The organism is Tritonibacter multivorans (assembly GCF_001458415.1).
Classification (GTDB): domain Bacteria; phylum Pseudomonadota; class Alphaproteobacteria; order Rhodobacterales; family Rhodobacteraceae; genus Epibacterium; species Epibacterium multivorans.
Window position 1 is genome coordinate 1 of sequence record NZ_CYSD01000024.1, and the last position, 25617, is coordinate 25617.

At 61.1% G+C, this 25617-nt stretch carries 23 protein-coding genes; 9 read left to right on the forward strand and 14 right to left on the reverse strand.

Features of this window, described 5'->3' with window-relative positions; all coding sequences use genetic code 11:
• Positions 1–214: 214 nt before the first annotated feature.
• Positions 215–2752 carry a hypothetical protein gene (locus TRM7557_RS08190; RefSeq protein WP_058289742.1) on the reverse strand — a complete coding sequence of 846 codons (2538 nt, stop codon included), beginning with the start codon at positions 2750–2752 and terminating at the stop codon, positions 215–217.
• Between the two features lie 138 nt (positions 2753–2890).
• On the opposite strand from TRM7557_RS08190, the gene TRM7557_RS08195 reads away from it, so the two are divergent.
• Positions 2891–3550: a thiamine diphosphokinase gene (locus TRM7557_RS08195; protein ID WP_058289743.1), complete on the forward strand. Its 660-nt coding sequence runs from the start codon at positions 2891–2893 to the stop codon at positions 3548–3550.
• Here the strand turns inward: TRM7557_RS08195 and TRM7557_RS08200 are convergent.
• From TRM7557_RS08200 to TRM7557_RS08210, 3 genes are all read right to left on the reverse strand, one after another.
• Entirely contained in the window at positions 3540–4448 is a 909-nt protein-coding gene (locus TRM7557_RS08200) for a DMT family transporter (protein ID WP_058289744.1), read from the reverse strand. The genes TRM7557_RS08195 and TRM7557_RS08200 overlap by 11 nt on opposite strands.
• A gap of 113 nt (positions 4449–4561) precedes the next feature.
• Complete coding sequence (locus TRM7557_RS08205; RefSeq protein ID WP_058289745.1) at positions 4562–5935, reverse strand: L-serine ammonia-lyase; 1374 nt, start codon at positions 5933–5935, stop codon at positions 4562–4564.
• Entirely contained in the window at positions 5935–6642 is a 708-nt protein-coding gene (locus TRM7557_RS08210; RefSeq protein ID WP_058289746.1) for a glutathione S-transferase family protein, read from the reverse strand. Before TRM7557_RS08210 ends, TRM7557_RS08205 begins: the two co-directional genes overlap by 1 nt.
• Before the next feature lie 254 nt (positions 6643–6896).
• On the opposite strand from TRM7557_RS08210, the gene rpiA reads away from it, so the two are divergent.
• From rpiA to hflC, 4 genes are all read left to right on the forward strand, one after another.
• On the forward strand, positions 6897–7685 hold the full coding sequence (gene rpiA / locus TRM7557_RS08215) for a ribose-5-phosphate isomerase RpiA (RefSeq protein ID WP_058289747.1): 789 nt from the start codon (positions 6897–6899) through the stop codon (positions 7683–7685).
• A gap of 300 nt (positions 7686–7985) precedes the next feature.
• Positions 7986–9341: a glutathione-disulfide reductase gene (gene gor, locus TRM7557_RS08220; RefSeq protein ID WP_058289748.1), complete on the forward strand. Its 1356-nt coding sequence runs from the start codon at positions 7986–7988 to the stop codon at positions 9339–9341.
• Positions 9342–9462: 121 nt separating this feature from the next.
• A complete protein-coding gene (hflK, locus tag TRM7557_RS08225; RefSeq protein ID WP_058289749.1) occupies positions 9463–10608 on the forward strand; it encodes an FtsH protease activity modulator HflK in 1146 nt (381 codons plus the stop codon).
• Positions 10608–11483 (forward strand): protease modulator HflC, encoded by an 876-nt coding sequence (gene hflC, locus TRM7557_RS08230; RefSeq protein ID WP_058289750.1) that lies wholly within the window; start codon positions 10608–10610, stop codon positions 11481–11483. The genes hflK and hflC overlap by 1 nt, the downstream gene beginning before the upstream one ends.
• Before the next feature lie 90 nt (positions 11484–11573).
• Here hflC and TRM7557_RS08235 read toward each other — a convergent pair whose 3' ends face one another.
• From TRM7557_RS08235 to TRM7557_RS08255, 5 genes are all read right to left on the reverse strand, one after another.
• Positions 11574–12974, reverse strand: a complete 1401-nt coding sequence (locus TRM7557_RS08235; protein ID WP_058289751.1) for a TRAP transporter large permease — start codon at positions 12972–12974, stop codon at positions 11574–11576.
• 15 nt (positions 12975–12989) lie between these two features.
• Positions 12990–13622 carry a TRAP transporter small permease subunit gene (locus tag TRM7557_RS08240; RefSeq protein WP_058289752.1) on the reverse strand — a complete coding sequence of 211 codons (633 nt, stop codon included), beginning with the start codon at positions 13620–13622 and terminating at the stop codon, positions 12990–12992.
• 68 nt (positions 13623–13690) lie between these two features.
• Positions 13691–14701, reverse strand: a complete 1011-nt coding sequence (locus TRM7557_RS08245; protein ID WP_058289753.1) for a C4-dicarboxylate TRAP transporter substrate-binding protein — start codon at positions 14699–14701, stop codon at positions 13691–13693.
• 134 nt (positions 14702–14835) lie between these two features.
• Positions 14836–16194 carry a sigma-54-dependent transcriptional regulator gene (locus tag TRM7557_RS08250; protein ID WP_058289754.1) on the reverse strand — a complete coding sequence of 453 codons (1359 nt, stop codon included), beginning with the start codon at positions 16192–16194 and terminating at the stop codon, positions 14836–14838.
• Positions 16191–17933 carry a sensor histidine kinase gene (locus tag TRM7557_RS08255; protein ID WP_058289755.1) on the reverse strand — a complete coding sequence of 581 codons (1743 nt, stop codon included), beginning with the start codon at positions 17931–17933 and terminating at the stop codon, positions 16191–16193. Before TRM7557_RS08255 ends, TRM7557_RS08250 begins: the two co-directional genes overlap by 4 nt.
• 388 nt (positions 17934–18321) lie before the next feature.
• Here TRM7557_RS08255 and TRM7557_RS08260 point away from each other — a divergent pair, with 388 nt between their 5' ends.
• Positions 18322–19779 (forward strand): Do family serine endopeptidase, encoded by a 1458-nt coding sequence (locus TRM7557_RS08260; protein WP_235811435.1) that lies wholly within the window; start codon positions 18322–18324, stop codon positions 19777–19779.
• An 80-nt stretch (positions 19780–19859) separates the two neighbouring features.
• Here TRM7557_RS08260 and TRM7557_RS08265 read toward each other — a convergent pair whose 3' ends face one another.
• Entirely contained in the window at positions 19860–20180 is a 321-nt protein-coding gene (locus TRM7557_RS08265) for a VOC family protein (protein WP_235811431.1), read from the reverse strand.
• Positions 20181–20354: 174 nt separating this feature from the next.
• Between TRM7557_RS08265 and TRM7557_RS08270 the strand changes: the two genes are divergently transcribed.
• Entirely contained in the window at positions 20355–21053 is a 699-nt protein-coding gene (locus tag TRM7557_RS08270; RefSeq protein WP_058289758.1) for a helix-turn-helix transcriptional regulator, read from the forward strand.
• Positions 21054–21230: 177 nt separating this feature from the next.
• Here the strand turns inward: TRM7557_RS08270 and TRM7557_RS08275 are convergent, their stop codons facing one another.
• The 3 genes from TRM7557_RS08275 to TRM7557_RS08285 all read right to left on the reverse strand — a co-directional run bounded on the left by TRM7557_RS08275 (position 21231) and on the right by TRM7557_RS08285 (position 23067).
• The gene (locus TRM7557_RS08275; RefSeq protein WP_058289808.1) at positions 21231–21899 is read right to left on the reverse strand and encodes a Crp/Fnr family transcriptional regulator; all 669 of its coding nucleotides are present in this window, start codon (positions 21897–21899) and stop codon (positions 21231–21233) included.
• 157 nt (positions 21900–22056) lie between these two features.
• Entirely contained in the window at positions 22057–22563 is a 507-nt protein-coding gene (locus TRM7557_RS08280; protein WP_235811432.1) for a peptidoglycan-binding protein, read from the reverse strand.
• A gap of 57 nt (positions 22564–22620) precedes the next feature.
• Positions 22621–23067, reverse strand: a complete 447-nt coding sequence (locus tag TRM7557_RS08285; protein WP_082626562.1) for an OB-fold nucleic acid binding domain-containing protein — start codon at positions 23065–23067, stop codon at positions 22621–22623.
• A gap of 172 nt (positions 23068–23239) precedes the next feature.
• Here TRM7557_RS08285 and TRM7557_RS08290 point away from each other — a divergent pair, with 172 nt between their 5' ends.
• Together TRM7557_RS08290 and TRM7557_RS08295 are read left to right on the forward strand one after the other, a co-directional pair.
• Positions 23240–23563: a 2Fe-2S iron-sulfur cluster-binding protein gene (locus TRM7557_RS08290; protein WP_058289759.1), complete on the forward strand. Its 324-nt coding sequence runs from the start codon at positions 23240–23242 to the stop codon at positions 23561–23563.
• Positions 23564–23604: 41 nt separating this feature from the next.
• Complete coding sequence (locus tag TRM7557_RS08295) at positions 23605–24399, forward strand: FG-GAP repeat domain-containing protein (RefSeq protein WP_413081155.1); 795 nt, start codon at positions 23605–23607, stop codon at positions 24397–24399.
• Here the strand turns inward: TRM7557_RS08295 and TRM7557_RS08300 are convergent.
• Positions 24392–25270, reverse strand: coding sequence for a bestrophin family protein (locus tag TRM7557_RS08300; protein ID WP_058289761.1), 879 nt, complete (start codon positions 25268–25270; stop codon positions 24392–24394). The genes TRM7557_RS08295 and TRM7557_RS08300 overlap by 8 nt on opposite strands.
• Positions 25271–25617: the final 347 nt, after the last annotated feature.

Consider the following 25617-nt stretch of genomic DNA (forward strand, 5'->3'; position numbering starts at 1 on the left):
CCCGGAANGCCCCCCGGGTTNCCCCCGCCTGTCCTTTTTTGCATTGAAATGCAAACCGGCCAGTTGGGTATGGCACGGCGCGCGCCCCAAAGGGGCGCGCGCCGTGCCGGTCGCTTTGGGCGAAGCCCAAAGCGAAATCCCTCTCGATCGGTTCAGATGAAAGAAAAAGGGCGCTCTCAGGAGCGCCCTTTTGAATGTGGGGTCGAGCCTTGGTTTACCCAGCGGCGCGGTCTCCGGGTTGGAAACCGGTCTGGCTGTTGGTGGTGAAGCGCCCGTTGGAAGCTTTGTCCAGCTTCCCGTCCCGCAGCAGCTGCCCAAAGGCCCGCAGGCTGTCTTCGCGGGTCAGGCTGCTTTGATCATCAAGACCGCGCACTTTGCCAAGAAGCTGCGGGCGGGTGAACTGGTCACGGCCTTCGACCTTGGTCAAATAGGCTGCCGCTGCTTCCAGCAATTCGCCCAGTTCAACCGCACCCTGCTGGCGCACGAAATCGGCAAACCCGGTATCGAGACCCTCAGCGCCGCTGGTGCTCTTTCGGCTTAGCATGGCGCTGGAGACGCGGCGTGGGCGCACAGGTTGGCCCGCGCGCGCCGGGGCTGTTTGCAGGGTTGCGGCGACCTCTTCGGGTTCGGAGACCTGACCGATCGGCTCAGGCGTCGGGTCCGGGTCGATCCGCTGTTCGGCGACCAGTTTCAAGGGTGCGCCGCGACCAGCAGCGCCTTTGGCGTCGTCGCCCAGCGGGCGCCGCGGGCGGACGACACTGTCCAGGTCCTGACGATAGGCCTGCGCCTGTGCGTCTTTTTCGGCGCTGTCGTCCAGGGTGCTACCTTCGGCTTGCGCTGCTGCTACGGCGGCGCGCAGCTGGTTGTATGTCTCGCGAGAGGACGCGGCATCCGCCTGTTCCAATTTGTCATCGGCTTCCGCCATCAGACGCGACAGATCCCCTTCCAGCGCGCCGGGGCTGCGCTGCAGCAGGGACGCCGCTGTCGGAGACGCGGGCATGTTTTCTGCCGTGTCAAAATCTTCTTGTTCTTCAAGGCGAACAGTTTCCTGTGCAAAACCTTCGGTGTCCGCCGGGCCGTTGTCCTGAGCGTCCTCCTGCTGAGCGGCGGAGGGCGCCTCAGCCGGGCGGCCCGAGGCCATCAGGTCTGCTTCAACCGCTGCCAGCTCTGCCATCAGGTCCGCCTCGTCAGCGTCGCTCAGGCTGCTTTGGGCATCCGGTTTTTCGTCGCGAGCCGCGGATTGAGGCGCGGGCGCAATGTCCTGGGTCGGCTCTGGGCGCGGCGGCTCTGCCTCGGCGACAGGTTCCGCAGCAGGCTGAGCGGCCTCTGGCGTTACATCTTCGGCGGTGGCGTCTACCAAAGTGTTCGACACTGCGGCGCGGCGAACGCGGATCACACGCCCCCGGACGCGGCGCGGTTCGACCTTGGCCTTGGCAGCTTCGGCAGCCGGTTCCGCTTTGGCGTTGAGCTGCGGTTCTGCGTCTGCAGTGTCTGCTGCGTCTTCTGTGGCCTCTGGGGTGGGGGCGTCTGCGGGGGCGACCTCTTCGGTCGGCGCTTCTTGCGCGACGCGGTCAATGGCGTCCTCAGCCAAGGGCGCAGCGGTCCGCTCGGCCTCGGCTTTTGTCGCTTCGGTCACCGCACGCAATGTGGCGTCCAGATCATCGTCCTGTGCTGCACTCGAAGTCTCTGGGGCATTGGAGGCAGCTTCTGCCTCGAGCTGATCCAGAATGTCGCTGACATCGGCTTCGATCGTGTCTTCGATGAGGTCGGCTGCGTCAGACTCATCAGCGCTCTCGTCACCTACGGCTTCGAGCTCTTTTACAGCATCCTCGAGATAGGCGTTGCCGACGTTGAACCCTTCGGCGTGCTGATCTTCGCTGAATTCTTCTTCGCGGGGCGGGGTCTTTGCGACCACGGCGCGGATGCGCTGCAGTTTGGCGGCAATGCTTTCAGATACGGGTGTTGGTTCGGTCTCTGCCTCGGGAAGGATAATGTGGTCTTCTTCGGAGGCCGTGCTGGCATCAACCAGTGCGGCGTCCACACCCCAGGCTGCTGCCTCCGCATCGGAGCCTTCTGTCGGCGCGGTGTCCACACCCGGAGCCTCGTTGCTCACGTCGAAAAAGTCGACCTCTGCGGCAACTTGTTGATTTTCTTCAACGGCGGCCTCTTCCGCAGCAGCGGTTTCAAACAGCTCTACGTCGCCGAAGGTATCTTCGGTATCTGCGAGCTCCGGTGCAAGCGCGGTGTCAGCCGCAACAGGGGGGGCGATGTCCGGGACACTGGTTGTAGCATTGGATGGGACATCGGGCGCTGCGGGGGCAATCGAGGCGGGAGCGTCGGTCTGCGCGACCGGTTCTGATACAGTTTCCGAGACGGGTTCCGAGATGGGCGCAGGCGCGTCGGCTTTGGCGGGAGCCGGTGCGTCCTGGGAGGCGGCTTCGGATGTCGTTGCGGGCCCTGCGGTCGGGGCTACAGCGGCTGCATCCGGCGCCAACGCCGTGGCAGCGCGCAGGTGGATCCCCTGATCACTGGTGTGTGCTTCGACCTGACGGGCGACTTCGCGCTGTGCAATCCGCGCCAGCATCTCGGCATCGGGTTGCGGCGGTTCGGCCCCAAAATAACGATCATCTGCCGCGAGATCGCGGAAATACTCGGCAATGGCCTTCATTGTGTCGAACGAATCCTCAAACCCTTCGAGGGTGCAGGAGAAAGTCCCGTAGGAAACGGTCAAAACTTTGTTATTATGTACCATCTGTCAGCTCGTCCTCGCCAAGTTCGTGCTGTTAACCCTAATGATGTCATGGCCGAATTCGGCCCGAATCCGTGCAATTGATCGTATTTTTTTGTGTTTAGATTGTGGCCGGTTTCTAAATCCGTAAAAAATCACATCATGACCTCTAAAATTGTTCACACCTCGGATCCAGTTACCCTCGTCGGAGGCGGGATCCTGACCCAAAGCACCCTTGACGCAGCCCTCGCGCTGGCTCCGCGATTGGTGGCCGCAGATGGCGGGGCGGATCAGGCCTTGGCCTTTGGGCACGTGCCCGAAGCCGTCATTGGTGACCTGGATTCCTTAAGCCCGGCAGCGCAGCAGACATTGCCGGGGGGCAGCATTCACAACATCGCAGAACAGGATACCACAGATTTCGACAAGGCGCTGCGGATGATTTCCACGCCGGTTGTTCTGGCCGTGGGGTTCTTGGGCGGCCGGGTGGATCACCAGCTGGCGGCATTACATGTTCTGGCGCAGGGGCATGACAGCCCCTGTATTTTGCTTGGCGAAACAGAGGTGATCTTTCACCTGACCCACCCCGTATCTCTGTCAACCAAGGCGGGCGAGGTGGTGTCACTGTTCCCGCTGCAACCGGTGCGCGGTCAGTCCACGGGTTTGGAATGGCCCATCGATGATCTGGAGCTGTCACCCATGGGGCAGATCGGCACGTCGAACCGGGCACTGGGGCCGATCACTTTGACACCCAACGGGGCGGGGCTTTTGGCGATCGTGCCGCGTCGGCTGCTGGGGGAACTGGTCGCCGCGCTCAAGCAGTGACGCGGGTCGCCCCTGCAGCGGCGCGCCGTTCCCGCAAGACCGCGTAAAGCCCGGCGGAGATGGTCAGACCAATTCCAAGGGCCGCAAGCGCATTGGGCAGGTCGCCAAAGATCATCCAGCCCAGCAGAACGGCCACCGGAATTTCCAGATATTGCATGGAGGCCAGCGTGGCCGTTGGCGCAAAGCGCAGGCTCCAGGTCATCAGCAAATGCGCAAAAGTGCCCAGCACGCCTGTCGCGGTCAGCAAAACCCATGTGTCAGCTGGGGGCGGGGTCAGGTTCAGACCGGGGCCCCCGGCGGCTTCCCCCAGCCACAGCAGGGGAACCATCAGCCCGCTTGCCAGCAGGCCGCTCACCGCCTGAAGCGAGATCGGCTCGGTCTCTTTGGCGATCTTGCGGGTGACCAGCATGAACAGCGCAAAGATCACGGCCACAAGAACCGGCCACAATGCATGCCAGCCTACCGCGGCAAAGCTCGGCTGGATCACCAGCAGCGTGCCGGTGAAACCAACACTACAGGCCCCAAGACGACGGATACCAACCTCTTCACCCAGCACATATTTCCCCAAGACCAGCATGATGAAGGGCATCACAAAGGCAATCGCCACCGCATCGGCAAGCGGCAGATGTTTGAAGGCGGTGAACATGGCGCCCACACCGGCCATCTGCAGCAGCGTGCGCAGGACAACAAAGGGCAGAATGCGGCGGGGCATCCGCAAAGACCCCAAAGCAAAAGCAAGCGGCACGAGAAGCGCCGCCTGAAACGCGAAACGGGCAAAGACGATCTGGCCCACAGGGAGCGTTGCGCCCAGCAGCTTGGCCATGGCGTCGCAGGCGGGAATGGTAACGCAGAACCCCAGCATCAGGGACACGCCAAGGAAGGGGCGATCTTGTGTCATGGCGTCACGCTAGGCGCGGTATCTGGATCTGACAAGCGCCCGGCGTGTCGCAATACAAAAGGCTGCGGCACAGGATGCCACAGCCCGCAATGTAGGGGGGGACGGCTGACTGTTCAGCAGTTCGGCACGTTTACCGCCAGACCACCCAAGGAGGTCTCTTTGTATTTTTCGTGCATGTCCGCGCCGGTCTGACGCATGGTTTCAATGCAGGCATCCAGCGGCACAAAGTGCTGGCCGTCGCCGCGCAGCGCCAGCGACGCCGCTGAGACCGCCTTGATCGCCGCCAAGCCATTGCGTTCGATACAGGGCACCTGAACCAGACCTTTGACCGGATCGCAGGTCATGCCAAGGTGATGTTCGAGCGCGATTTCCGCCGCATTTTCCACCTGTTCCGGTGTCCCGCCCATAACCGCGCACAGGCCAGCCGCAGACATGGCCGCGGCAGAGCCGACCTCGGCCTGACAGCCTGCCTCAGCGCCCGAGATCGAGGCGTTGAATTTCACCAGACCGGCAATTGCAGCGGCGGTCAGCAGGAAGTCTTCGACGTGGCTGGGGGAGGCACCCGGCACGTGATCCAGATAATATCGGATCACCGCAGGCAGGGTGCCCGCCGCGCCATTGGTCGGCGCTGTGACCACCTGACCGCCCGCCGCGTTTTCCTCGTTGACGGCCATGGCGTAAACGCTCATCCAGTCGTTGATGGTGTGCGGTGCGGTCAGGTTCATGCCACGTTCGGCCATCAGCGCGTCATAGATGCCTTTGGCGCGGCGTTTGACAAACAGGCCACCGGGCAGGATGCCGTCGCGTTCGAGCCCGCGGTTGATGCAGTCGTTCATCACCTGCCAGATGCGATCCACACCTTTGGACAGGCCGTCTTTGCTGCCGCGCGCGATCTCGTTCTCGCGCTTCATCTCGGCAATGGTCTTGCCGCTGGCCTTGGCCATCTCCAGCATTTCCGCCGCCGATTTGAAGGGGAAGGGGACCGGGTCGCCTTCTTCTGTGGCTTTGCCCTGGGCCAGTTCTTCCTCAGTGACCACAAAACCGCCACCGATAGAATAGAACACCTGCTGCAGGATCACATCGCCCTGCGGGTCCGTGGCCATCAGGATCATGCCATTGGCGTGACCGGGCAGCGCGTGATCGTAGTCAAAGATCATATCTGCTTTGGGGTCAAAGTGCAGCGCGCCCAGATCATCGAGTACAATGGTCTTGGTCTCGTTGATTGCGGACAGCGCGGCCTCGGCTTTGTCGTCGTCATAGGTGTCCGGCAGGAACCCGGCGAGGCCAAGGATGGTGGCGCGGTCCGTGGCGTGGCCCACACCGGTAAAGGCGAGCGAGCCATGCAGCGACGCCCGCAGCCCGGCAAATTCAAACGGCGAAGCGCGCATCATATCGAGGAATCGCGCAGCCGCGACCATCGGGCCCATAGTGTGCGAAGACGAAGGGCCAATGCCCACCTTGAACATATCGAATACGGAGAGGAACATCAGGTAGCAGATCCTTCTGGCGGAGTGGCGAGGATGGGTGCGGTAAAGGGGTGGGGGCCCAACCCTTCGGCGATTTGGGCAGCCTGCGTGCTGGCGCGGGTCTCGGCGCGCTGCGCTATGGCATGGAGTATCGGGTAGCGGCTCAGCTCGAACCAGGGCTGGTTCGGCAGCTCTGCATAGAGTTTGGTCCAGCGCAGCAGGCAGGGGATGTATATGTCCAGCAGCGTTGGCGTACCCCCACCGGCGAGACCGGGTGTTGCGACCAAGCCGGCCTCAAGAATATCAAGATCCCCTTCAATCCGGGCACGGAACATCCCGCGCAGCTGGCGCTGCTGATCCGGATCGGGGCCTATGAATTTTTCGGGATAGAAGAAATGGCGCAGATCGACCTGAAAGGTGTTGGAACACCAGATCATCCATTTCAAGAAATGCGCGCGTTTGGGCGTGTCCACTGCGGGGGCCAGTTTGCCTGTGGTTTCCGACAGCCACATCAGAATGGCGGCGGTTTCAAACAGCACGCCATCCGGCGTCTCAAGCGCTGGGATCGTGCCATTGGGATTGAGCGCCAGATAGGCTGGCTGGCTTTGTGCGCCGGTTGCGCGGTCCACAAGGCAGGTCTCATACGCCAGGCCAAGCTCCTCCAGCGCCAGCCGAATGATCAGCGAGGCGTTGTCTGGGGCATAGTGCAGGCGCAGGGTTGTTTCCATAAGCTCACCGTAGAAAGGGTGCGGGTCAAATACATGTTCGTTTTCGACGTTTCCTATCGGAAACGCGCCCTGCGGGAAATAGTGCAGTTTGCGGTGGCCGCCTGTCGGGGCGTGGGTGATTTTGCGCTTTGTTCCGCATCAAACGGCAAAGGTCACTCGCCACAGGAGGGCAAAATTCCTATAAGAGACAAAAGCCTGCCAGAACGGCCGGTGCACAGGAAACCCGCCAGAAGACCCGAATAAGGATCCATGTGATGAGCAGAGAACTTGCCCCGATCGACAAAGCCAAATTTGTAGCCGCCAAACGCGCAGCAGAGATGATCGAAGATGGCATGCGGGTGGGGCTTGGGACCGGGTCAACCGCTGCCTGGCTGGTGCGCTGTCTGGGCGACCGGGTGGCGATGGAGGGGTTGAACATTGTCACGGTGCCGACCTCGACCCGCACAGCCGATCTGGCGCGTGAGGTGGGGTTGAAGGTGGTGTCTCTGGAAGAGGCGGGCTGGCTGGATATGACCATTGATGGGGCCGATGAATTTGATGGGGAGCTGAACCTGATCAAAGGCGGCGGCGGCGCGCATCTGCGCGAAAAAGTGGTCGCTGCGGCCTCGGATCAGCTGGTGGTGATTGCCGACAAAAGCAAAGAGGTCGCGTCTCTGGGGGCGTTTCCGCTGCCGGTTGAGGTGCTGCCCTTTGGTCTGTCGACCACGCGGTCGCTGTTGGAGGAAACGCTGATCTCGCTGGATGTGCTGGGGCGCGATGTGACCCTGCGAATGAAGGGCGGGGTGCCCTTTGTCACCGATGAGGGCAACCACATTCTGGACCTGCACCTCACCCGCATTGGCAACCCGCGCCAGATGGCCATGGTGCTGAACCAGATCCCCGGCGTGGTCGAGAATGGCCTGTTTATCGACATCTGCGACCGGGTTGTGGTTGGCTATGGCGATGGCCGTGTCGAAGTGCGCGACATCAATGAAGGATCGGTTGAGGAAGGACGGGTTGATTTCTTGGAGAATGAGAACCTTTTTACCGATCTGGAAGAGTAAGGGGTTTCGCTTCGGGCTGCGCCCGAAACGACCGGCGCCGCGCGCGCCCCTGCGGGCCACGCGCGGCGTTCCCGTCCTGCCTCTGTTGAAACTCTTTTCACGATTGTGGGAGTATGGCTCGGAAAACCGCAAACAGACGCCCCAGTCTTGGGGGGCAGCAGGTCTATGACTTGAAACCCGGAACAAAACGCCCAATTGCGCCTATGGCATTTGCATGCGCCCTATGGGATACCCCGGTAAAAGACAGGGGAGCGTTCATTGGGGCTCCACAGAAGAACAAGATAGGAAAAGGCGAGCGATATGAGCTTTGACTACGATCTTTTTGTCATCGGCGGCGGCTCCGGCGGTGTTCGGGCGGCACGGGTTGCCGCAGCGGGCGGCGCTAAGGTCGCGCTGGCCGAAGAAGACCGCTATGGCGGCACCTGCGTCATCCGCGGCTGTGTGCCCAAAAAGCTGATGGTCTTCGCCTCGGAATATTCCGGTATGATTGAGGACGGCCGCGCCTATGGCTGGGATATCACGGAAAACGGCTTTAGCTGGGACCACTTCAAAGGCAAGCTGCACGCGGAACTGGACCGTCTGGAAGGCATTTACCGGAACCTGCTGAAGAACTCAGGCGTTGAAACCTTTGATGCGCGCGGCAAGCTGGTTAACCCGCACACGGTTGAACTGTCCGATGGCACCACAAAAACCGCCAAGCACATTCTGATCGCAACCGGCGGCTGGCCGTCGATCCCGGATGTGCCGGGTGGAGAGCTGGCGATTACCTCGAACGAGATCTTCCTGCTGGACAAGCTGCCGGAAAACATCCTGATCGTTGGTGGCGGTTATATCGCATCGGAATTTGCGGGCATTATGAACGGCCTTGGCGTGAAAACCACGCAGTTCTACCGCGGTGAACAGATCCTGCGCGGCTTTGATGAAGAGGCCCGCAATATGGTTGCCGACGGCATGCGTGAAGCTGGCGTGGACCTGCAGGTGAACACCAATGTGGCCTCCATGGTGCAGGAGGGCGACCAGATCCGCGTCACGGATACCAATGGCACCGAGGCGCTGTATGACAAGGTGATGTACGCCACCGGTCGCGCGCCGAAAGCGGACAATCTGGGCCTTGAGGAGCTGGGGATCGAACGCGGCCGCAATGGGGCCATCGTGGTGGACCAGTATTCGCAAACCGGCGTGCCGTCGGTCTATGCCATTGGCGATGTGACCGACCGTGTGAACCTGACCCCTGTGGCGATCCGTGAAGGCATGGCATTCGTTGAAACCGTGTTCAACGGCAACCCGACCAGCCCGGATCACGACCTGATCCCGACCGCGATCTTCACGCAGCCGGAAATGGGCACCATTGGTCTGTCTGAAGAAGAAGCCGCGGCGCAAGAAGCGATCGAGGTCTATTCCGCATCCTTCAAGCCGATGCAGCAGTCCTTTGCTGGCCGCGCGCAGAAAGTGCTGATGAAGCTGGTTGTGTCCAAGGCCTCTCGCAAGGTTCTGGGCTGCCATATTGTGGCGCCGGGCGCGGGCGAGATGATCCAACTTGCAGGCATCGCCGTAAAGATGGGCGCAACCAAAGAAGATTTCGATCGCACGGTTGCGGTTCACCCGACGATGTCGGAAGAATTGGTGACATTGAAAACACCCGTCCGCTCGACCTGAGCAGACGCAAAAACAACGATCTAAAGGGCGCGCGCTGCTTGAATTTGCGGCGGGCGACCACAGGTTAGACAAGATACTTCAACGACCCCCAAGATCGGGGGAGAGGATGGATAGGAGTTAGATGGCTGGCAATAACGGTGGCCCCTGGGGGGGCGGCGGCTCTTCGGGCGGCGGAGGAAACCGGGGCAATAACGGTGGTGGAGGCGGCGGACGTCGTCCCGACGACCAGCAAATCCCAGAAATCGACGAGCTGGTGAAAAAAGGCCAGGAACAGCTGCGTGTCCTTATGGGCGGTCGCGGTGGCCAGGGCGGTGGTCGCGGCACAGGCGGTGGATCCCCCAGTGGCCCGCAGATCACCGGCGGTACGCTGGCGCTGGGCGCGCTTGTGGCGGCTGGCCTTTGGGCGTTTTCCAGCTTCTATACTGTGAAGCCGGAAGAAAAATCGGTCGAGCTGTTCCTTGGCGAATATTGGAAAACCGGTGAGCCGGGCCTGAACTTTGCGCCGTGGCCGTTGGTCAGCCGCGAGGTGATCCCGGTGCGGGTCGAGCAGACCGAAAACATCGGTACGGGCTCGTCCGGTGCAACAGCTGGTCTGATGCTGACCGGTGATGAAAACATCATTGATGTGGACTTCCAAGTGGTCTGGAACATCTCGGACCCGGCGAAGTATCTGTTTAACCTCGCAGATCCGCAATCCACCATCAACGCGGTGTCTGAATCCGCCATGCGCGAGATCATCGCGCAGTCGGAACTGGCGCCGATCCTCAACCGGGACCGTGGTATCATCCGCGACCGTCTGCAGGAACTCATTCAGGCAACGCTTGATAGCTACGACAGTGGTGTCAACGTGGTCCGTGTGAACTTTGATGGGGCCGATCCGCCCGATCCGGTGAAAGACGCCTTCCGCGAAGTGCAATCGGCTGGTCAGGAACGCGACCGTCTGGAAAAGCAGGCTGACGCTTACGCAAACCGCAAACTGGCGGCGGCGCGTGGTCAATCTGCGCAGACATTGGAAGAAGCCGAAGCCTATCGTGCGCAGGTTGTGAACGAGGCCTCGGGTGAGGCCGCGCGCTTCACTTCGGTTTTGCAAGAATACGAAAAAGCCCCGGAAGTGACCCGCAAGCGTCTCTATCTGGAAACCATGGAAGACGTGTTCTCTCGTGTCGACAAGATCATTCTTGATGATGCGGGCGGCAATGGTCAGGGCGTTGTGCCTTACCTGCCGCTGAACGAGCTGCGCAAGTCCAACACGGGGGACAATAACTGATGAACCGTGCTGCATTGGGACTGTTTGTCCTGTTTCTTTTGGCCGTTGCAGGCCTGTCGTCGATCTTCATTGTGGACGAGCGTGAAAAAGCGCTGGTGCTGCGTTTTGGTCGGGTTGTGAATGTGCAGGAAGAGCCGGGCTTGGCCTTCAAAGTGCCCTTCATTGATGAAGTTGTGCGCTATGATGACCGCATTCTGTCTCTGGAAGTTGGCCCGCTCGAGGTGACCCCTCGTGATGACCGCCGTCTGGTGGTCGATGCCTTCTCGCGCTACCGCATCGCAGATGTGGATACCTTCCGTCAGGCCGTTGGTGGCGAAGATGTCTTTGGCGCTGAACGTCGCCTCGACAAGATCCTGCGCGACCAAACCCGCGCGGTTCTGGGCTCGGTCAGCTCCAACGATATCCTGTCGTCGGATCGTGCCGCGCTGATGCTGCGTATCCGCAATGGTGCGATTGCACAGGCCCGTTCCTTGGGTCTGGAGGTCATCGACGTGCGCCTGAAACGCACCGACCTGCCGCAAGCCAACCTCAACGCGACCTTCGCCCGGATGCGGGCAGAGCGTGAACGTGAAGCCGCAGACGAGATCGCCCGTGGTAACGAAGCAGCCCAGCGTGTGCGCGCGCAGGCGGATCGTACCGAGGTCGAGCTGGTGTCAGAAGCTGAACGTGAAGCCGAAGTCATCCGCGGTGAGGCAGACGCAGAACGCAACCGTATCTTCGCCGAAGCTTACGGTGCGGACCCGGAATTCTTTGAATTCTACCGGTCGCTGAATGCCTATTCCAATTCGCTGCTGGAGGGGAACTCCTCCATGGTGCTGTCGCCGGATAGCGAGTTCTTCAACTACCTGAAATTCTCTGGTGGGGCTGACCGCTAAAGCGATCTGACAAGACAAAATAAAAGGGGCGGCCTGTGCGGGCCGCCCCTTTTGCGTTTCCGGGTTTCGGGGACCGGAGGTCGTGTCGATTTAAACTTGTCCCGGCAGCCAAAGCACGATGGAGGGGAAGGCCACCAGCAGCGCGATCGTTGCAGCATCGGCCAGGAAGAACGGCGTCACACCTTTGAACACGTCCTGCACGCTCAGATCGTCGCGCACGCCGGCGACAACAAAACAGTTGAGACCAATCGGCGGAGTAATCAGGCAGAACTCGGCCATTTTCACCACCAGAATGCCGAACCAGATCGCGCACATCGGACCCGACATGCCAAAGGTTGCATCCGCCGCACTGACACCTTCGCCCCCATTCAGCGCCATAACGGCGGGGTAGACCACCGGCAGGGTCAGCAGCAGCATGCCAATCGCATCCATGAACATGCCCAAGACCGCATAGGCCAGCAGAATACAGACCAGGATCAGCATCGGCGACATCTCGAGGCTGGTGATCCAATCAGAGAACGCGTTCGGCAACTGGGCAAAGCCCAAGAACCGCACATAGATCAAGACGCCCCAGATGATGGTGAAGATCATCACTGACAGTTTCGCAGTCTCCAGCAGCGCGTCTTTCAACTCGCTCCAGCGCATGCCTTGGTAAAGCGCCATCAGAAACACCACAAAGGCCCCGATCGCGCCGCCCTCGGTCGGCGTGCCCCATGCGTCGCCGCCAAAGGGGTTGTAAACAAAGAAGATGATGGTCATCACCACCACCAAAATGGGCAGCGCCGGGGGCAGGGCCTGAAACCGTTCCTTCCAGGTGAAACCGCTGACAGCGGGGCCAAAGTTCTTGATCGTCATCGCCATGCCGATAATCAGCAGCCCATAGATCAGGGCCGAGAACATGCCGGGAATGAACCCCGCCAGCAGCAGCTTGCCCACGTCCTGTTCCACGATAATGGCATAGATCACCAAAATCGCCGACGGCGGGATGAGGGAGGCCAAAGTGCCACCGGCCGCCACAACCCCCGCAGCAAAGCGTTTGTCATAGCCGATTTTCAGCATCTCTGGGATGGCGATACGGGCAAAGACGGCAGATGTGGCGACCGAGGCGCCGGACACTGCGGCAAAGCCTGCGGTGGCAAAAACGGTCGACACCGCCAGGCCACCCGGCACCCAGGCCAGCCAGCGTTTTGCGGCTTCAAACAGCGCTTTGGTGAGCCCTGCGTAGTAAGCCAGATAGCCGATGAGGATAAAGGTCGGGATCAGGCTCAGCGCTTGGCTGGAGATTTTCGAATGCGGCACTTGCCCTGCGGTCTTTACCGCAACGGTGACCGCCTTGCCAAAACGGTCCGGATCATAGCCGAATTTGGCCCAGAAGATCCAGATCAGGCCGATCATACCGGCGGTGGCGGCGGCAAAGGCCACGCGCATCCCCAGCACAACCAGCACCAGCATGCCGCCTGAAACGATCAGGCCAATATCAATGGGTTCCATGTCTCTGTGCTTTCGTTATTCGTCGCGGCCCGAGACATGCTCGGCTTCCATTGCGGCTTGGGTTGCGGCATCGGCGATCAGCGGAATGGCCACAGGGGCGCGATCGGGGGTCACTATGGCGCGCGCATAGGCCCAGAGCTGCAAGGCAAGTCGCAGGCTGAGGACGGAGAACGCCACCGGCGCCAGCAGTTTCGCAGGCCAGATCGGCAGGCCAATATCGATGGAACTGTCGGTGCTCCACATCGGCATGGCAAAATCAAAGCTGCGGTCAAAATGGGACCAGGTGCCCCAGACCAGCAGAACAACCACCAACAGGATTACGGCGGTGGTGATGAATTCTACCAGATACAACACGCGCCCTTTCAACGCGCCGACAACCATATCCATGCGAATGTGCCCGCCATCGCGCTGGGCGTAAGCAATGCCCATAAAGGCAATCAGCGGCATCGCCTGTTCGATCCAGTCCACATAACCGGGCAGGGGTTGGTTGAAGAAATTGCGCCCGCCCACGGACACAACAGCCATCAGCATCAGGGAAAACACCGCCAGCCCGCTGACCAGGGCCAGCACCTGTTCCAGCCGGTACAGGCTGCGGTCGATCTGGCTCAGACGGCTGTCATCCGACAGCACCAGAGAGGATCCGGCCATCTTAAACCTCCAGTTTTTGAATAGAAAAACCCCGGTGCGGATCAGGTCAGCACCGGGGCGGGTCGGGGTTAGTTCGCGGCAGCGATTTTGCCGGTCACCATGTCATAAAGCTCCTGCGCAGGCAGGCCGCGCTTGGTGTTTTCTTCGATCCAGGCCGCAGCGGCCGGGGCGGCAGCCGCTTCTTTGAAGCTCGCGATCTCTGTATCAGAGAAGGTCACCTGCTCAATGCCGCGCTCTTCCAGAGCCGGGCCCCAGGCTTCCATGGTCTGGCCGTTATAGTGGCTGACATAGTGATCCAGCGCCTCATCCACCGAGCTCAGCAGCGCGTCGCGGTGATCGTCCGACAGGCTTTCCAGCGCCAGCGTGTTGACCACAACCGGGCAGTTCACGGTGCCGGGGTTCAGGTTGGTGGTCCACCACTTGCCGTTTTCAATGGTGCCAAAGGACATATGGGCATGGGGCGCAAAGCTCACCGCTTTGACAATGCCGCTGTCCATCGCCTGACGGACCTCAGATGCGGACATAGAGGTCGGCACCGCGCCCACTGTCTCCATCGCTTTGCCAATACCGCCGGTGGCGCGCACGCTCAGGCCTTCGAAATCAGCCAGCGTTTTGGGGGCATCCCCCACACCGACCAGATTGTACTGCGGCAGCGGCGAGGGCATCAGCAGGGTGGCGTCCCAACGGGCCAGGTCCTTGACCACGGCGGGGTGTTCATAGACCGCCATCGACAGCTCGATCTCCTGCTCCAGCGAGGTCACGCCCAGGAACGGCAGCTCCAGCACGGTGATCGACGGGTTCTTGTCGCGGTGATAGCCGGCACAGAACTGCGCCATTTCAAACGCGCCAATCGAGATCCCGTCAAGGTTTTCTTTGTTCTTCGACAGACCGCCATAGCTGATGTTCAGGGTGAATTCGCCATTGGTTTTCTCAGACACCAGCTCGGCCAGTTTTTCAACGTGTTCGGTAAAGGCGCGGCGCTTGCCCCACAGGGACACGTTCCACTGATCCGCCATGGCCTCGGATGCAATTGTCAGCGACAGCGCAGCCAGAGCCGCGCGTTTAAGATGCTTCTGCATGAGATCTCCTCCCAGTTCATGCTTGGTATGGGGGAGTATTCACCCGCGCGCTGCGTCTGACAATGTGGGAAATTGCGGGGCTGGGGGGCAGGCCCCTGCGGATTTCCGCAGGGTTCACGATAGGCGCTCAGCAGCTAGAGCAGCGCGTCCTTATCGAGACCCAGTTTTACGATCTTTTCATTGAGTGTGCGCCGCCCGATCCCCAGTGCTTCTGCTGCCGCATCCATGCGCCCCTTATGCGCCTTGATCGCCTTGCCGATCAGCTCGCGTTCAAAAGCAGCCACGGCTTCGCGTAAGGTATCCGGCACATCATCCACCGGATGGTCGCTTTGGATCGCACGGGCAAGGGAACCGCCGCCGCGCCGCGCGGCCAAGGTGCGGCGTTCGCAGACATGGCGCAATTCACGCACGTTTCCGGGCCAGTCATGGGCTAGCAGCGCTGCAAGGTCATCCGGGTCCAGCTCTGGCGCGTCGATTTCGTAAACTTCGGCAAATTCAGCCAGAAAATGTGTGGCCAGCAACACCAGATCATCCCGGCGCTGGCGCAGGGGCGGCAGGGTCAGGACAATGGTGTTGAGCCTGAACAGAAGGTCTTGGCGCAGCCGCCCGTCGGCGGCAGCCTGTGTGACATCTTCGTTGGTGGCCGAGATCACGCGAAACTGCACTGGCACCGGCGCGCTGGCCCCCACAGGCAGAACCTGCTGGTCTTCGATCACGCGCAGAAGTTTTGCCTGAGCTGCAGGGGGGCAGGTGCAGATTTCGTCCAGAAACAGCGTCCCCCCAGAGGCCGCAAGCAATCGACCGTCGGACTGGCCTGCAACGCCAAACATCTCGGCCTCAAAGGTGTCCGCAGACAGGGCTGCACAGTTCAGCGCCAGAAATGGCGCATCGGGGTTGGCGCCCAGATCATGCAACGCATGGGCCACCAGTTCCTTTCCGGTGCCTGTGTCGCCCTGCAACAGCACGGCGGCAGAGGTTTCAGCCAGATCCAGAATATCCTGCCGCAGCTCTGCTATGCCCGGCGTCTGGCCCAGCAGAATGCGGTCCAACCCTGACAGTTTGAACAGCCGTTCCTTAAGGCGCGCATTGCTGTGGCGCATGCGGTTCTGTTCGGCGGCATGGGCCAGAACCGTCAGCAGGCGGCGTGGCTCGTAAGGTTTTTCAATGAACCCGTAAGCCCCGTCCTGAATGGCCTGCACCGCCATGGGAATGTCCCCATGGGCCGAGATCAGCACCATTGGTGGGGCCACCTGTTTATCCAGCCGCGCCAGCAGTTCCAGTCCCGTCATCCCCGGCATCTGCACATCCGACAGGATCACATCCGGCGGGCTGCTGGCCAGCTGGTCGGCCACTTGGGCGGCGCGGGGCAGGGCGGTAACCCGCCAGCCCGCAGCTTCGAGCAGGTCTTCCAGCGACTGGCGCATGGCCTTGTCATCATCCACGACCAGAACGTGAAAAGGCTGCGCTGCGGCCTGAGTTGTGGAATTGGTCATGCGTCGAGATCGTCCTCTGAATGCGGGCGTGGGAAGGTCACGGTGAAAATGGTGCCCCCGGCCTTGCGATTGCGCGCTGTCATTGTGCCATTGTGATCTTTGACAATGCTGGCGGAAATGGCCAGACCCAACCCCATGCCCTGACCCGGGCCGCGCCCGCTTTCGCGGGTGGTGACAAAGGGTTCCTGCAGATCCGCCAGCGTGGCATCACCCAGACCGTGACCATTGTCCTGAACTTCGACCAGTGCACTGTCTGCGGCCAGCCGGACCGAGACCGCAAGTTCGGGCGCGTCGACCTCGTCCGTGGCATCCAGCGCATTGCGCAGCAGATTGGTCAAAACCTGTTCCACGCGCAGGGAAATGCCCCGGATCAGCACCGGTTGATCCGGCAGATCTAGCGCGACCGCAGCGCGGGCCTTTTCCACATTGGGGGCAACCAGCGACAGCGCCGCCTGCACCGCGACGTTCAGATCCACATCACCAAAGGGTTCTTGTTCAGAACGTGCAAAGAACCGAAGCTGGCGGGTGATCCCTTCCATCCGGTCTACAAGGCTGGCGATCTGGCCGGGCAGCCGCGCAGGCGGGGCAGGGGCAAATTCGGCCGCCACCAGATGGTTGCGCATGGCGGCGATGGGCTGGCCCAGCTCGTGCGTCACTGAGGCCGCGAGCTGGCCGAGGGCTGCCAGTTTACTGGCGCGCTCCAGCTCTCCTTGTGTGCGTTTCAGGCGACGTTCAGCGGTGCGCCGGACCTCAATCTCTTGCGCCAAACGTTCGTTGGCAAGGCGCAGCTGGGCTTCTTCCTGTTCCGACCGAGCCAGCGCTGCGCCGACGCGGCGGGTGCGGCCGATTTGCCAGACAATGAAACTGGCACCTGCCACCAGCAGGAACAGCGCGGTGACCAGCCAGGCCCGCGCGGTGGCGCGGTCATCGCTGGCAAAGTAATGCAAAGACCAGCCATGAGGCAGGGCGCGCGCCTGCAGATACAGACTGGTCTGTCCGCCGATGCCCGCCACATTATCGGGCTGCGGCGTCCAGTCCAGCGGCTCCAGCCGTTCGCCGGGGAACTGTTTGGCGGCAATGATCCGATTCCGTTGGTCCGCCGACAGCGGCTGCAGGCTGCGGTATTGCCACGCGGGGTCCGAGGCGAGCAACACCACGCCATCCTCGTTGGCCAGCAAAACCTGCTCACCAGCTGCGCGCCAACTGTCCTGTAGGCTCGAAAAATCAAGCTTGATGGCGATCACGCCGGTCGGTGTTGGCGTGCCCTCCTGCACCGCATCAGCAATGAAATAACCGGGTTCGCCAGTGGTGGCGCCAATTGCATAAAACCGTCCCTGACCCCCGGCAATTGCATCCTGAAAATAGGGGCGGAAGCCATAGGACTGGCCGACAAAGCTGCGGGGTTCATGGTGGTTTGAGGCGGCAATGGTCAGCCCGTCTGCATCCATCAGGTAAATCGCATCCACCCCCGCTTGGCTGGCAAAGTCCTGAAGCCGCCGGTTCAGCGGCCCGGTGCCCGCGCCCGCAGCTGTTGCGATCACAAAGGGGTCGTTCGCCATTACATAGGCCAGATGCGAAAACCGCTCCAGCTCGGCCCGGACCGTGCTTTGATAGAGCGACAGCCGCCCCTCGGCCTGGGCCAGCTCCTGAGCGCGGAAACTGCGATAGGACAGCTGAAACAGGCTGGCGCCGGCGGCAACTGCAACAAGAAGAGCAAGAATAAATGAGGCGCGGCGCATGAAGGGTCCTTGACGTGCGCCGGGATAGGACCACAGACCAAGGCCTCTCGTAAACCCCCGCATCACGGACACACTGCATCACGGACTCACCGCTTGACCAACATCATGCGGCCTTTGTTCATTTCTCAGTTCGGCTGCCTTCAAAGCGGCGCATCCGGGCCACGCCCCCGATGCTGTCCTAAGTTGCGCGAAAAAGGTCAATCTGCGCCTCACAACGAATTGTTCCCCTGCAACATTCATTGCAGCCTGCGCTCAAGCCACTACATTGTAGATTAACACTCGCGTGCCACGATCCTGCGGCACAGGCGACAACAGAATGAGACGGAGGAGTAGACCGGTGAAGGCACAGGCTGTGACACGGGCTGAAAGCGTGGATGTGACAGGGCAGATGGCCCGATTGTTGTGGGGCGGCTTTGTTGTGCTGGCCCTGATCGTATTGCAGGCGGCGGCGGCTTTTGCCCGCCCGGAAAGCCTGGCACCGCTGGTTGATAAGATCAGCCCGTCGGTTGTGAACATCACCACCTCGACCGTGGTCGAAGGCCGCGCGGGTGGCCCGCAGGGCATTGTGCCAGAGGGCTCTCCGTTTGAGGATTTCTTCCGCGAGTTTCAGGACCGCAATGGCCCCAATGGCGACACCCCGAACCGCCCGCGCCGCTCGTCCGCGCTGGGCTCGGGCTTTGTGATTTCGGAAGATGGGTTCATTGTTACCAACAACCACGTGATTGATGGCGCCGATGAGATCGAGATCGAGTTCTTCCCGGGCGATGGCCAGCCCGCCAAGCTGCTGCCCGCCAAGGTGATCGGCACCGACCCGAATACCGATATTGCGCTGCTGAAGGTCGACGCCGAACAGCCGCTGAAGTTTGTCAAATTCGGCGACAGCGACACCGCCCGTGTGGGCGATTGGGTTGTGGCCATGGGCAATCCGCTGGGGCAGGGGTTTTCTGTGTCGGCAGGTATCGTGTCGGCCCGCAACCGCGCGCTGCAGGGCGCCTATGACGACTACATCCAGACCGATGCGGCGATCAACCGGGGCAACTCGGGCGGGCCGCTGTTTGATATGGACGGCAATGTGGTCGGCGTGAACACCGCAATCCTGTCGCCCAATGGCGGCTCCATCGGGATTGGGTTCTCCATGGCATCGAACGTGGTGACCAAGGTTGTGGCCCAGTTGAAAGAATTCGGCGAAACCCGCCGCGGCTGGCTGGGCGTGCGCATTCAGAACGTCACAGAGGATCTGGCCGAAGCTATGGGCATGGAAGGCCCCAAAGGCGCGCTGGTCACGGATGTGCCGGAAGGCCCCGCCAAAGAGGGCGGCCTGCTGTCACGTGACGTGATCCTGTCGTTTGACGGCCATGACGTCAAAGACACCGGCGATCTGGTCCGCCGCGTGGGCGACAGCGAGGTCGGCAAAACCGTCCGTGTTGTTGTCTTCCGTGATGGCAAAACCGAAACCCTGCGCGTGACCCTTGGCCGCCGCGAGGATGCGGTAAACGGCCCCTCCGAGGAAGAGGGCGAAACGCCCGAAGAAGGCACCGCTGAGCAGGAGAAAGAATTCCTGGGCCTGACCATTGGTGTTGTCACCGACGATATGCGCAGCGAGCTGAACCTCGCCCCCGACGCACAAGGTCTGGTGATCCTCAGCGTGGATGAGACCTCGGCGGCCTGGGAAAAAGGCCTGCGCGCCGGTGACGTGATCACCGAGGCCGGTCAGAACAAGATCGCCACCATCGCCGATTTTGAAGCCCAGATCGAGGCGGCAAAAGAATCGGGCCGCAAGTCCCTGTTCCTCATGGTCCGCCGCGCCGGCGAACCCCGCTTTGTGGCGCTGAATTTGGGTGAGTGATCCCGCACTGAACAAAAGAAAAGCCGGGCCCAGTGCCCGGCTTTTTTGTTGAACTGGCTCTCGGCAGGCCTTTCTGGCCATCAGTCAGAAAAACATAGTTTATTGTCGTCCAAGTCTCGCACATAGGCCGAAAACTTGGGTCCGCGCTGATGCGGCGCGCCTTCGCAGCGCCCCCCAAGCCGAAGTGCCAAACCATGCAGTTTCTTCACCTCTTCTTTTGAGCCAACACTAAATCCAACCATGGTGCCATTGCCGTGGGTTGCAGGTTTCTTGTCAAAGGGTTCGGCTGTGGCAAAGGCAAAATCGTCACCGATCCAATAGGTCATGCGCTCGGATGGCAAAACGGTTTGAAGGCCCGCCTGCGCAAACAGCGCATTATAGAAGCCTTGAGAGGCCGTCATGTTATTTGTTCCCACCACACAATAGTTCATTTTCATTGTCCTGCGCTCCGCTTGCCATGTTTAGGGTGAAGACCCGGAAAGGGCCCGTCTGAGTAGGGTAATATTGATAAATAAGACAGTTTGTGTCCTATTTGTTTTATGTCTCGAAGCTCCGCAACCGAACGGATCAGGCGCATGGAATTGCTGGCAGTACAGCTCAAGCAAGATGTCCATTGCACCATCAAGGATCTGGCCCAGCAGCATGGTGTCAGCACACGAACCATTGCGCGCGATCTGTCCGTAATGCGTGAACAGGGCATGCAGATTGCCGCAGACCGCGGGCGTGGCGGCGGAGTTCGCCTTGATCGCAGTTGGGGCGTGGGTCGTTTGAACCTGCCCTATGCCGAAGCCGTCGATCTGCTGATCAGCATTTCCGTGGCAGAGCAGATGAAATCCCCTATCTTTTTGGCCAGTCTTGCCTCTGTACGACGGCAGCTGGTTGCATCGTTTTCGCCAGAAAAGCGTAAACAGGTCGAGCGCCTGAAATCCCGAATTTTGATTGGTGGTACTGCGTCGACCTTTGTACAGGCTGGTGCAAGCACGCCGCCGAAACCGGTTGTTCAGACCTTACACCAGGCCTTTGTCAGCCAGTCGGAACTGGCCATCCAATACCAGCGCGAGGATGGTGAAATTTCGAACCGCCAGATCGCACCGCATTATCTGCTGCTTAAATATCCGATTTGGTATGTATTGGCCTTTGATCGCCTCAGGGACCGACCGCGCAATTTTCGATGTGATCGAATCCTTTCAGCCCAAATGACCAATAAGTCTTTCACTTTGTTGCCAAAGGACCGGTTCGATCCCTCGGTCTTTGCAGAGGACTTTGGACTGTGATCCAGCAAAAAAGCCATGTGCCGGGCGGGGCACATGGCTTCGTTTTGGGACAGGCAGCCAATGGGATGGATTGGGAATTGGCTGCTGCATGGGTGTCTTAGGCCAGCTGCACCGCCACGCGATGTGAACCGGATCACACAAGCACAAGAAAAACAGAATTTTTTTGAAGTCTCTGCCCTAAATCCCGTCGGGGTCGGCCAGAACGGTCAGCCCGCCGCGGTCCAGAATGGTCAGGCCGCCACGGCTGATCTCGATCAGGCCTGCTTTGCGCCAGTTCGATAGGGTTTTGGACACCGCCTCGCGGGTGGCACCGACAAATTCCGCCAGCTCGGATTGCGACAGGCTCAGCTGTCCGCGGCCGTCGGCGCGGGTCAGATACAACAGCTTACGCGCCAGACGGGCGGGCATCGGCAGGAACACCTGTTCATTCAGCTGCGCCGTCATCCAACGCATCCGCTGCCCCGCCAGCCGTAGCATGTCACCGGCCAGCTCCGGGTGCTGGGCCAGCTGCGCCAGCACATCGCGGTTGCGAAGGCGGCGCAGATGCGAGGGCTCCACGGCGGTTGCGGTTGCCGTGCGTTCGCCGGGGTCAAACAGCGCGATCTCGCCAAACATGGCACCGGCCCGCATCAGGTCGAGCGACAGTTTCCGCCCCGACGCCGAGAGGGTCGAGATTTCCAGCGCGCCCGAGACAATCGCATAGAGCGCGTCGCCCTCATCGCCGAGCTCAAACAGCACGTCGCCAGCCGCCAGATGCACATCCGTGGCCTGGCTTTCCAGCATCAGGCGCAGCCGTTCTGAGGCGCCCGAGAGGAAGCTCAGATCTGGGGGCAGGGTGTTGTCCATCGGGGGGCTGTCCATCGGGATCTCCGCACAAAGGATGAAGGTCCGGAGGGTGTGCACGCCACTCCAGCCCTGAAAGGTCTATGCGCTGGCGCGATTTGGAGCAAGAACCTCTTGCATGTCGTGCCGAGAACGCTGCGTGGCATCTGAGGGAACGCGCTCAGCGTCGCAGAACGCTCAGGCCCAGTTTGCGCGCCGCCTCCAGCGATAGATCCGCGCTGTCGATGCCCAGGGGCAGCTGATAGGCGCGAATGGACCGGCCAGTGGCCGCATCCAATGTGCCGGTAATCGGGCCTGCGTAGAGGTCACGGACCTGTAGCGCCCGCTGCAGTGAGGCCACGTAGGTCGGGGTCAGCTCCATCGGGCAGGGGGTCTGGAAAAACCGCTCGCGCCGGGGGCTGACAATCTCTTGGCGGGTTTCCGTGGCATAGGTGGCTGGCTGTAGGATCTGCCCATTCGCATCGTGCACCGCTGGGGTGACCTCGACCTGTTCGCTGATGGTTTCAATCCGGGCGGGCGCAATGACCGTGCTCCAGCAGGTGTCCGGATGGGCACCGGGCGGTGCTTTTTGGCCAACGGCAGAGGGCGCCACCGGGGCGCAGGCGCTTAGCACGGTACAGAACAGAACGCCGTAGCGCCATGCGGTCTTTTCTGCTGGTGATGCCATCTGTGCCTGTTGTTTCGTCTTTGGGTTGCGCGGTTGAGCGTCTGTCTCCCTGAGAGGCTAGCTTATTTCGGGGGGCGGCGCAAAGGCTGGATCTTCGCTACGGCCCTGTTGTTCCAGCAAAAGATCGAGCATGGGTGAAATATCCTCGATCGTTTCCGCAATCACATGCACCACGCCATCGGCGCGTTGGATGCGGCCAGTGACGCGCAAGAGACGTCCGGCAATCACAGCGCGCCGGAACTGTTCGTAAATCTTGCGCCAGACGATAATGTTCACGACGCCGGTTTCATCCTCGAGGGTCAGGAAAATCACCCCTTTGGCGGTCCCGGGGCGCTGGCGCAGGATCACCAGTCCTGCCACCGTGATGCGGGCGTTTTCCGGCGGCTCCCACAGGCGCGCAGCGGTCAGGCAGGCGGGCGGGCGCGGCCAGTTGCGAATGGCGCTGGTCTGGCGTGTCTGGCGTGTCGGGCAGGGGGACTGTGACAGGGCGGTGGTGGTTTTCATGCGGCAGCTTTCGGATAGGCTTGGAACAAATATAGAACATTTGCCGCGTTATTCCAGTAACCATCGCTTTCAGCATTTGAGGGCTGGTCTGGGGCATGTGGCTTGGCTACAACCTCTGCCGAGAACAGACAGCCGAGTACCCAGATACGGGCCAGATTAGGGAAAGCGAAGAATGGCAAAGATCACCTATATTGAGCACAACGGCACCGAACATGTGGTGGATGTGGCCAATGGGCTCACTGTGATGGAAGGTGCGCGTGACAATAATATTCCGGGCATCGAAGCGGACTGCGGCGGCGCCTGCGCCTGTTCCACCTGTCACGTTTATGTGGATCCGGCCTGGGTCGAAAAACTACCCAAGGCGGATGACATGGAAGTGGACATGCTGGACTTCGCGTTCGAGCCCGATATGGCCACATCGCGCCTGACCTGCCAGATCAAAGTGACCGATGCGCTGGATGGTCTGGTGGTGAAGCTGCCTGAAAAGCAGATCTGATCGTGAGGGCGCGGGGGCTGCAGATCGCGCGGCGTCTTCGGTTGCGCCAATCGCCCCGGCCCGCGCGCCGCGCAGCGCTGACGTTTGTGCTTGCGGCAACGTTTGCAGGCGCGGCGCTCCCCTTGGGGGCCGGGACAGAGGCCACCATTGTGACATCTGCGGAATTCGCCGAGCCAACCCTGCGCTATGCTCATGCAGTTCTCGGCGATGACGTGGAATACGGCGCGTTGATCCTGCACCGCAGCAACCTCAAGGCAGGTACGGCCTTGCGGTCCAACGCGGTTCTGCGTCGGGAGAAGATCACCATACGCTTGCCGCTGACCCGTGTCTTTGAGGATCTCGCCCCCCGTCTTGTCGATCTTGACGATGACGGCGCGCCCGAGGTCATGGTGGTAGAAAGCGATGCCCAGAAAGGCGCGCAGCTTTCCATCTATGACGCCAGCGGCACCAAAATCGCGGCCACCCCTCATATTGGCACACGTTTCCGCTGGCTGGCCCCCATTGGTGCGGCAGACTTGGACGGCGACGGCCACATCGAGGTCGCCTATGTCGACCGTCCGCATCTGGCCAAAACCCTGCGCATTTGGCGCTTTCGCGAAGGGGCGCTGGAACAGGTCGCATCCACGCCCGGTCTCACCAATCACCGCATTGGCGAGGATTTCATCACCTCTGGCATTCGCAATTGTGGTCAGGGCCCGGAGATCGTTACCGCCAATGTCAATTGGTCCCGCATTATGGTCTCGACCCTCGAAGACGATCAGATCCGGACCCGCGACATTGGCGCCTTTGACCCGAAAACACGCCTGACCGCCGCGCTGGCGTGCGAGGTTAACTGAGCAGATAGCCCTTGGGCTTGGCGGCGTCGGGCGGGGTCTCTCCCATTTGCACCATCAGCGAAATTTCCATTGTCCGGCACATGGCATCCAGCGGCAACCCGTTCAGGGTTTCGCCAAAGGGATGGGCCAGCTCTTCGGTGACCTCGGCCAAACCAAAGAACACATAGGCCACAATTGCCACAAAAGCCGGGGTCATCCAGCCCGCACCTTCCAGCAGGGCAAAGGGGATCAGCAGGCAATAAAGGTAGGTCGTGCGAAACACCAACAGCGAATAGACAAAGGGCAGGGGCGTTGCGGCAATGCGTTCGCAGCCCGCTTGTGCGGCTGTCATGGACGCCAGCCGTTCGCTCAGCGCCTTTTGGGCAAACCCATCCGGGGCGGCCTTGCTCAGGCTCACGGTCAACATGTCCAGTGCCGCGCAGGGCGGGTGGGGCGCTGTCGAAAGGTCCGTTCCCGTCCAACGCGTGGCGGGGGCAAAATCGGTCAGGCGGCGCAGGTTGATCCGATGCAGATGGACAAAACCCAAAGCCAGCTCCAGCGGGCGGCGACGGGCCTCGGGTGGCAGGAATATCTGCACTTCACGGCCCAGACTGCGCAGGTCGGCGATCAGCTGCCCCCACAGTTTGCGCCCCTCCCACCAGCGTTCATAGGCGGCATTGTTGCGAAAGCCCAGAAACAGCGAGAGCGCGACGCCAAACACCGCGAAGGGCGCGGCATTGGTATGGGGCAGGGCAAGGACAAAACGATCCAGCCACACCAGAACCGCCGCCAGAAGCGCCAGTCCGATGATCCGCGGCAGAATGCGCGGCAACACCGATCCCTGCACTGCAAAGATCAGCTCCCAAAGACCCGGTTTTTCCCTGACAATCATGCGACGTATCCGTTCTGCGTGGCTTCGTTCGGCCCAAAGCGATCCTGGCTCGAGATCTAAACCCTCTGTCAGAGAGGGGCCATGCGTCAAACGGACCTGCGCCATTCAACAGCCCGGTTCCGACAGATCAGACCTGCTCGCCCCCAAAGTCACAAGCGGGGCCGCGCCGCGCAGCGGCGCGCGGCCCAAACGGGGGCGCTTGCATGTCCATGCAAGCAAAACCGGCGGGAGCGACCCGCCCGCCGCAGGCGATTTTGGGCGCGCCGCAGGCGGTACGTGCGCAGGCTACACAGAAAAACCGTCGCAGCCCCAAAGGACCACGGCGGCGGATCTTTTAGCGCTCAGCG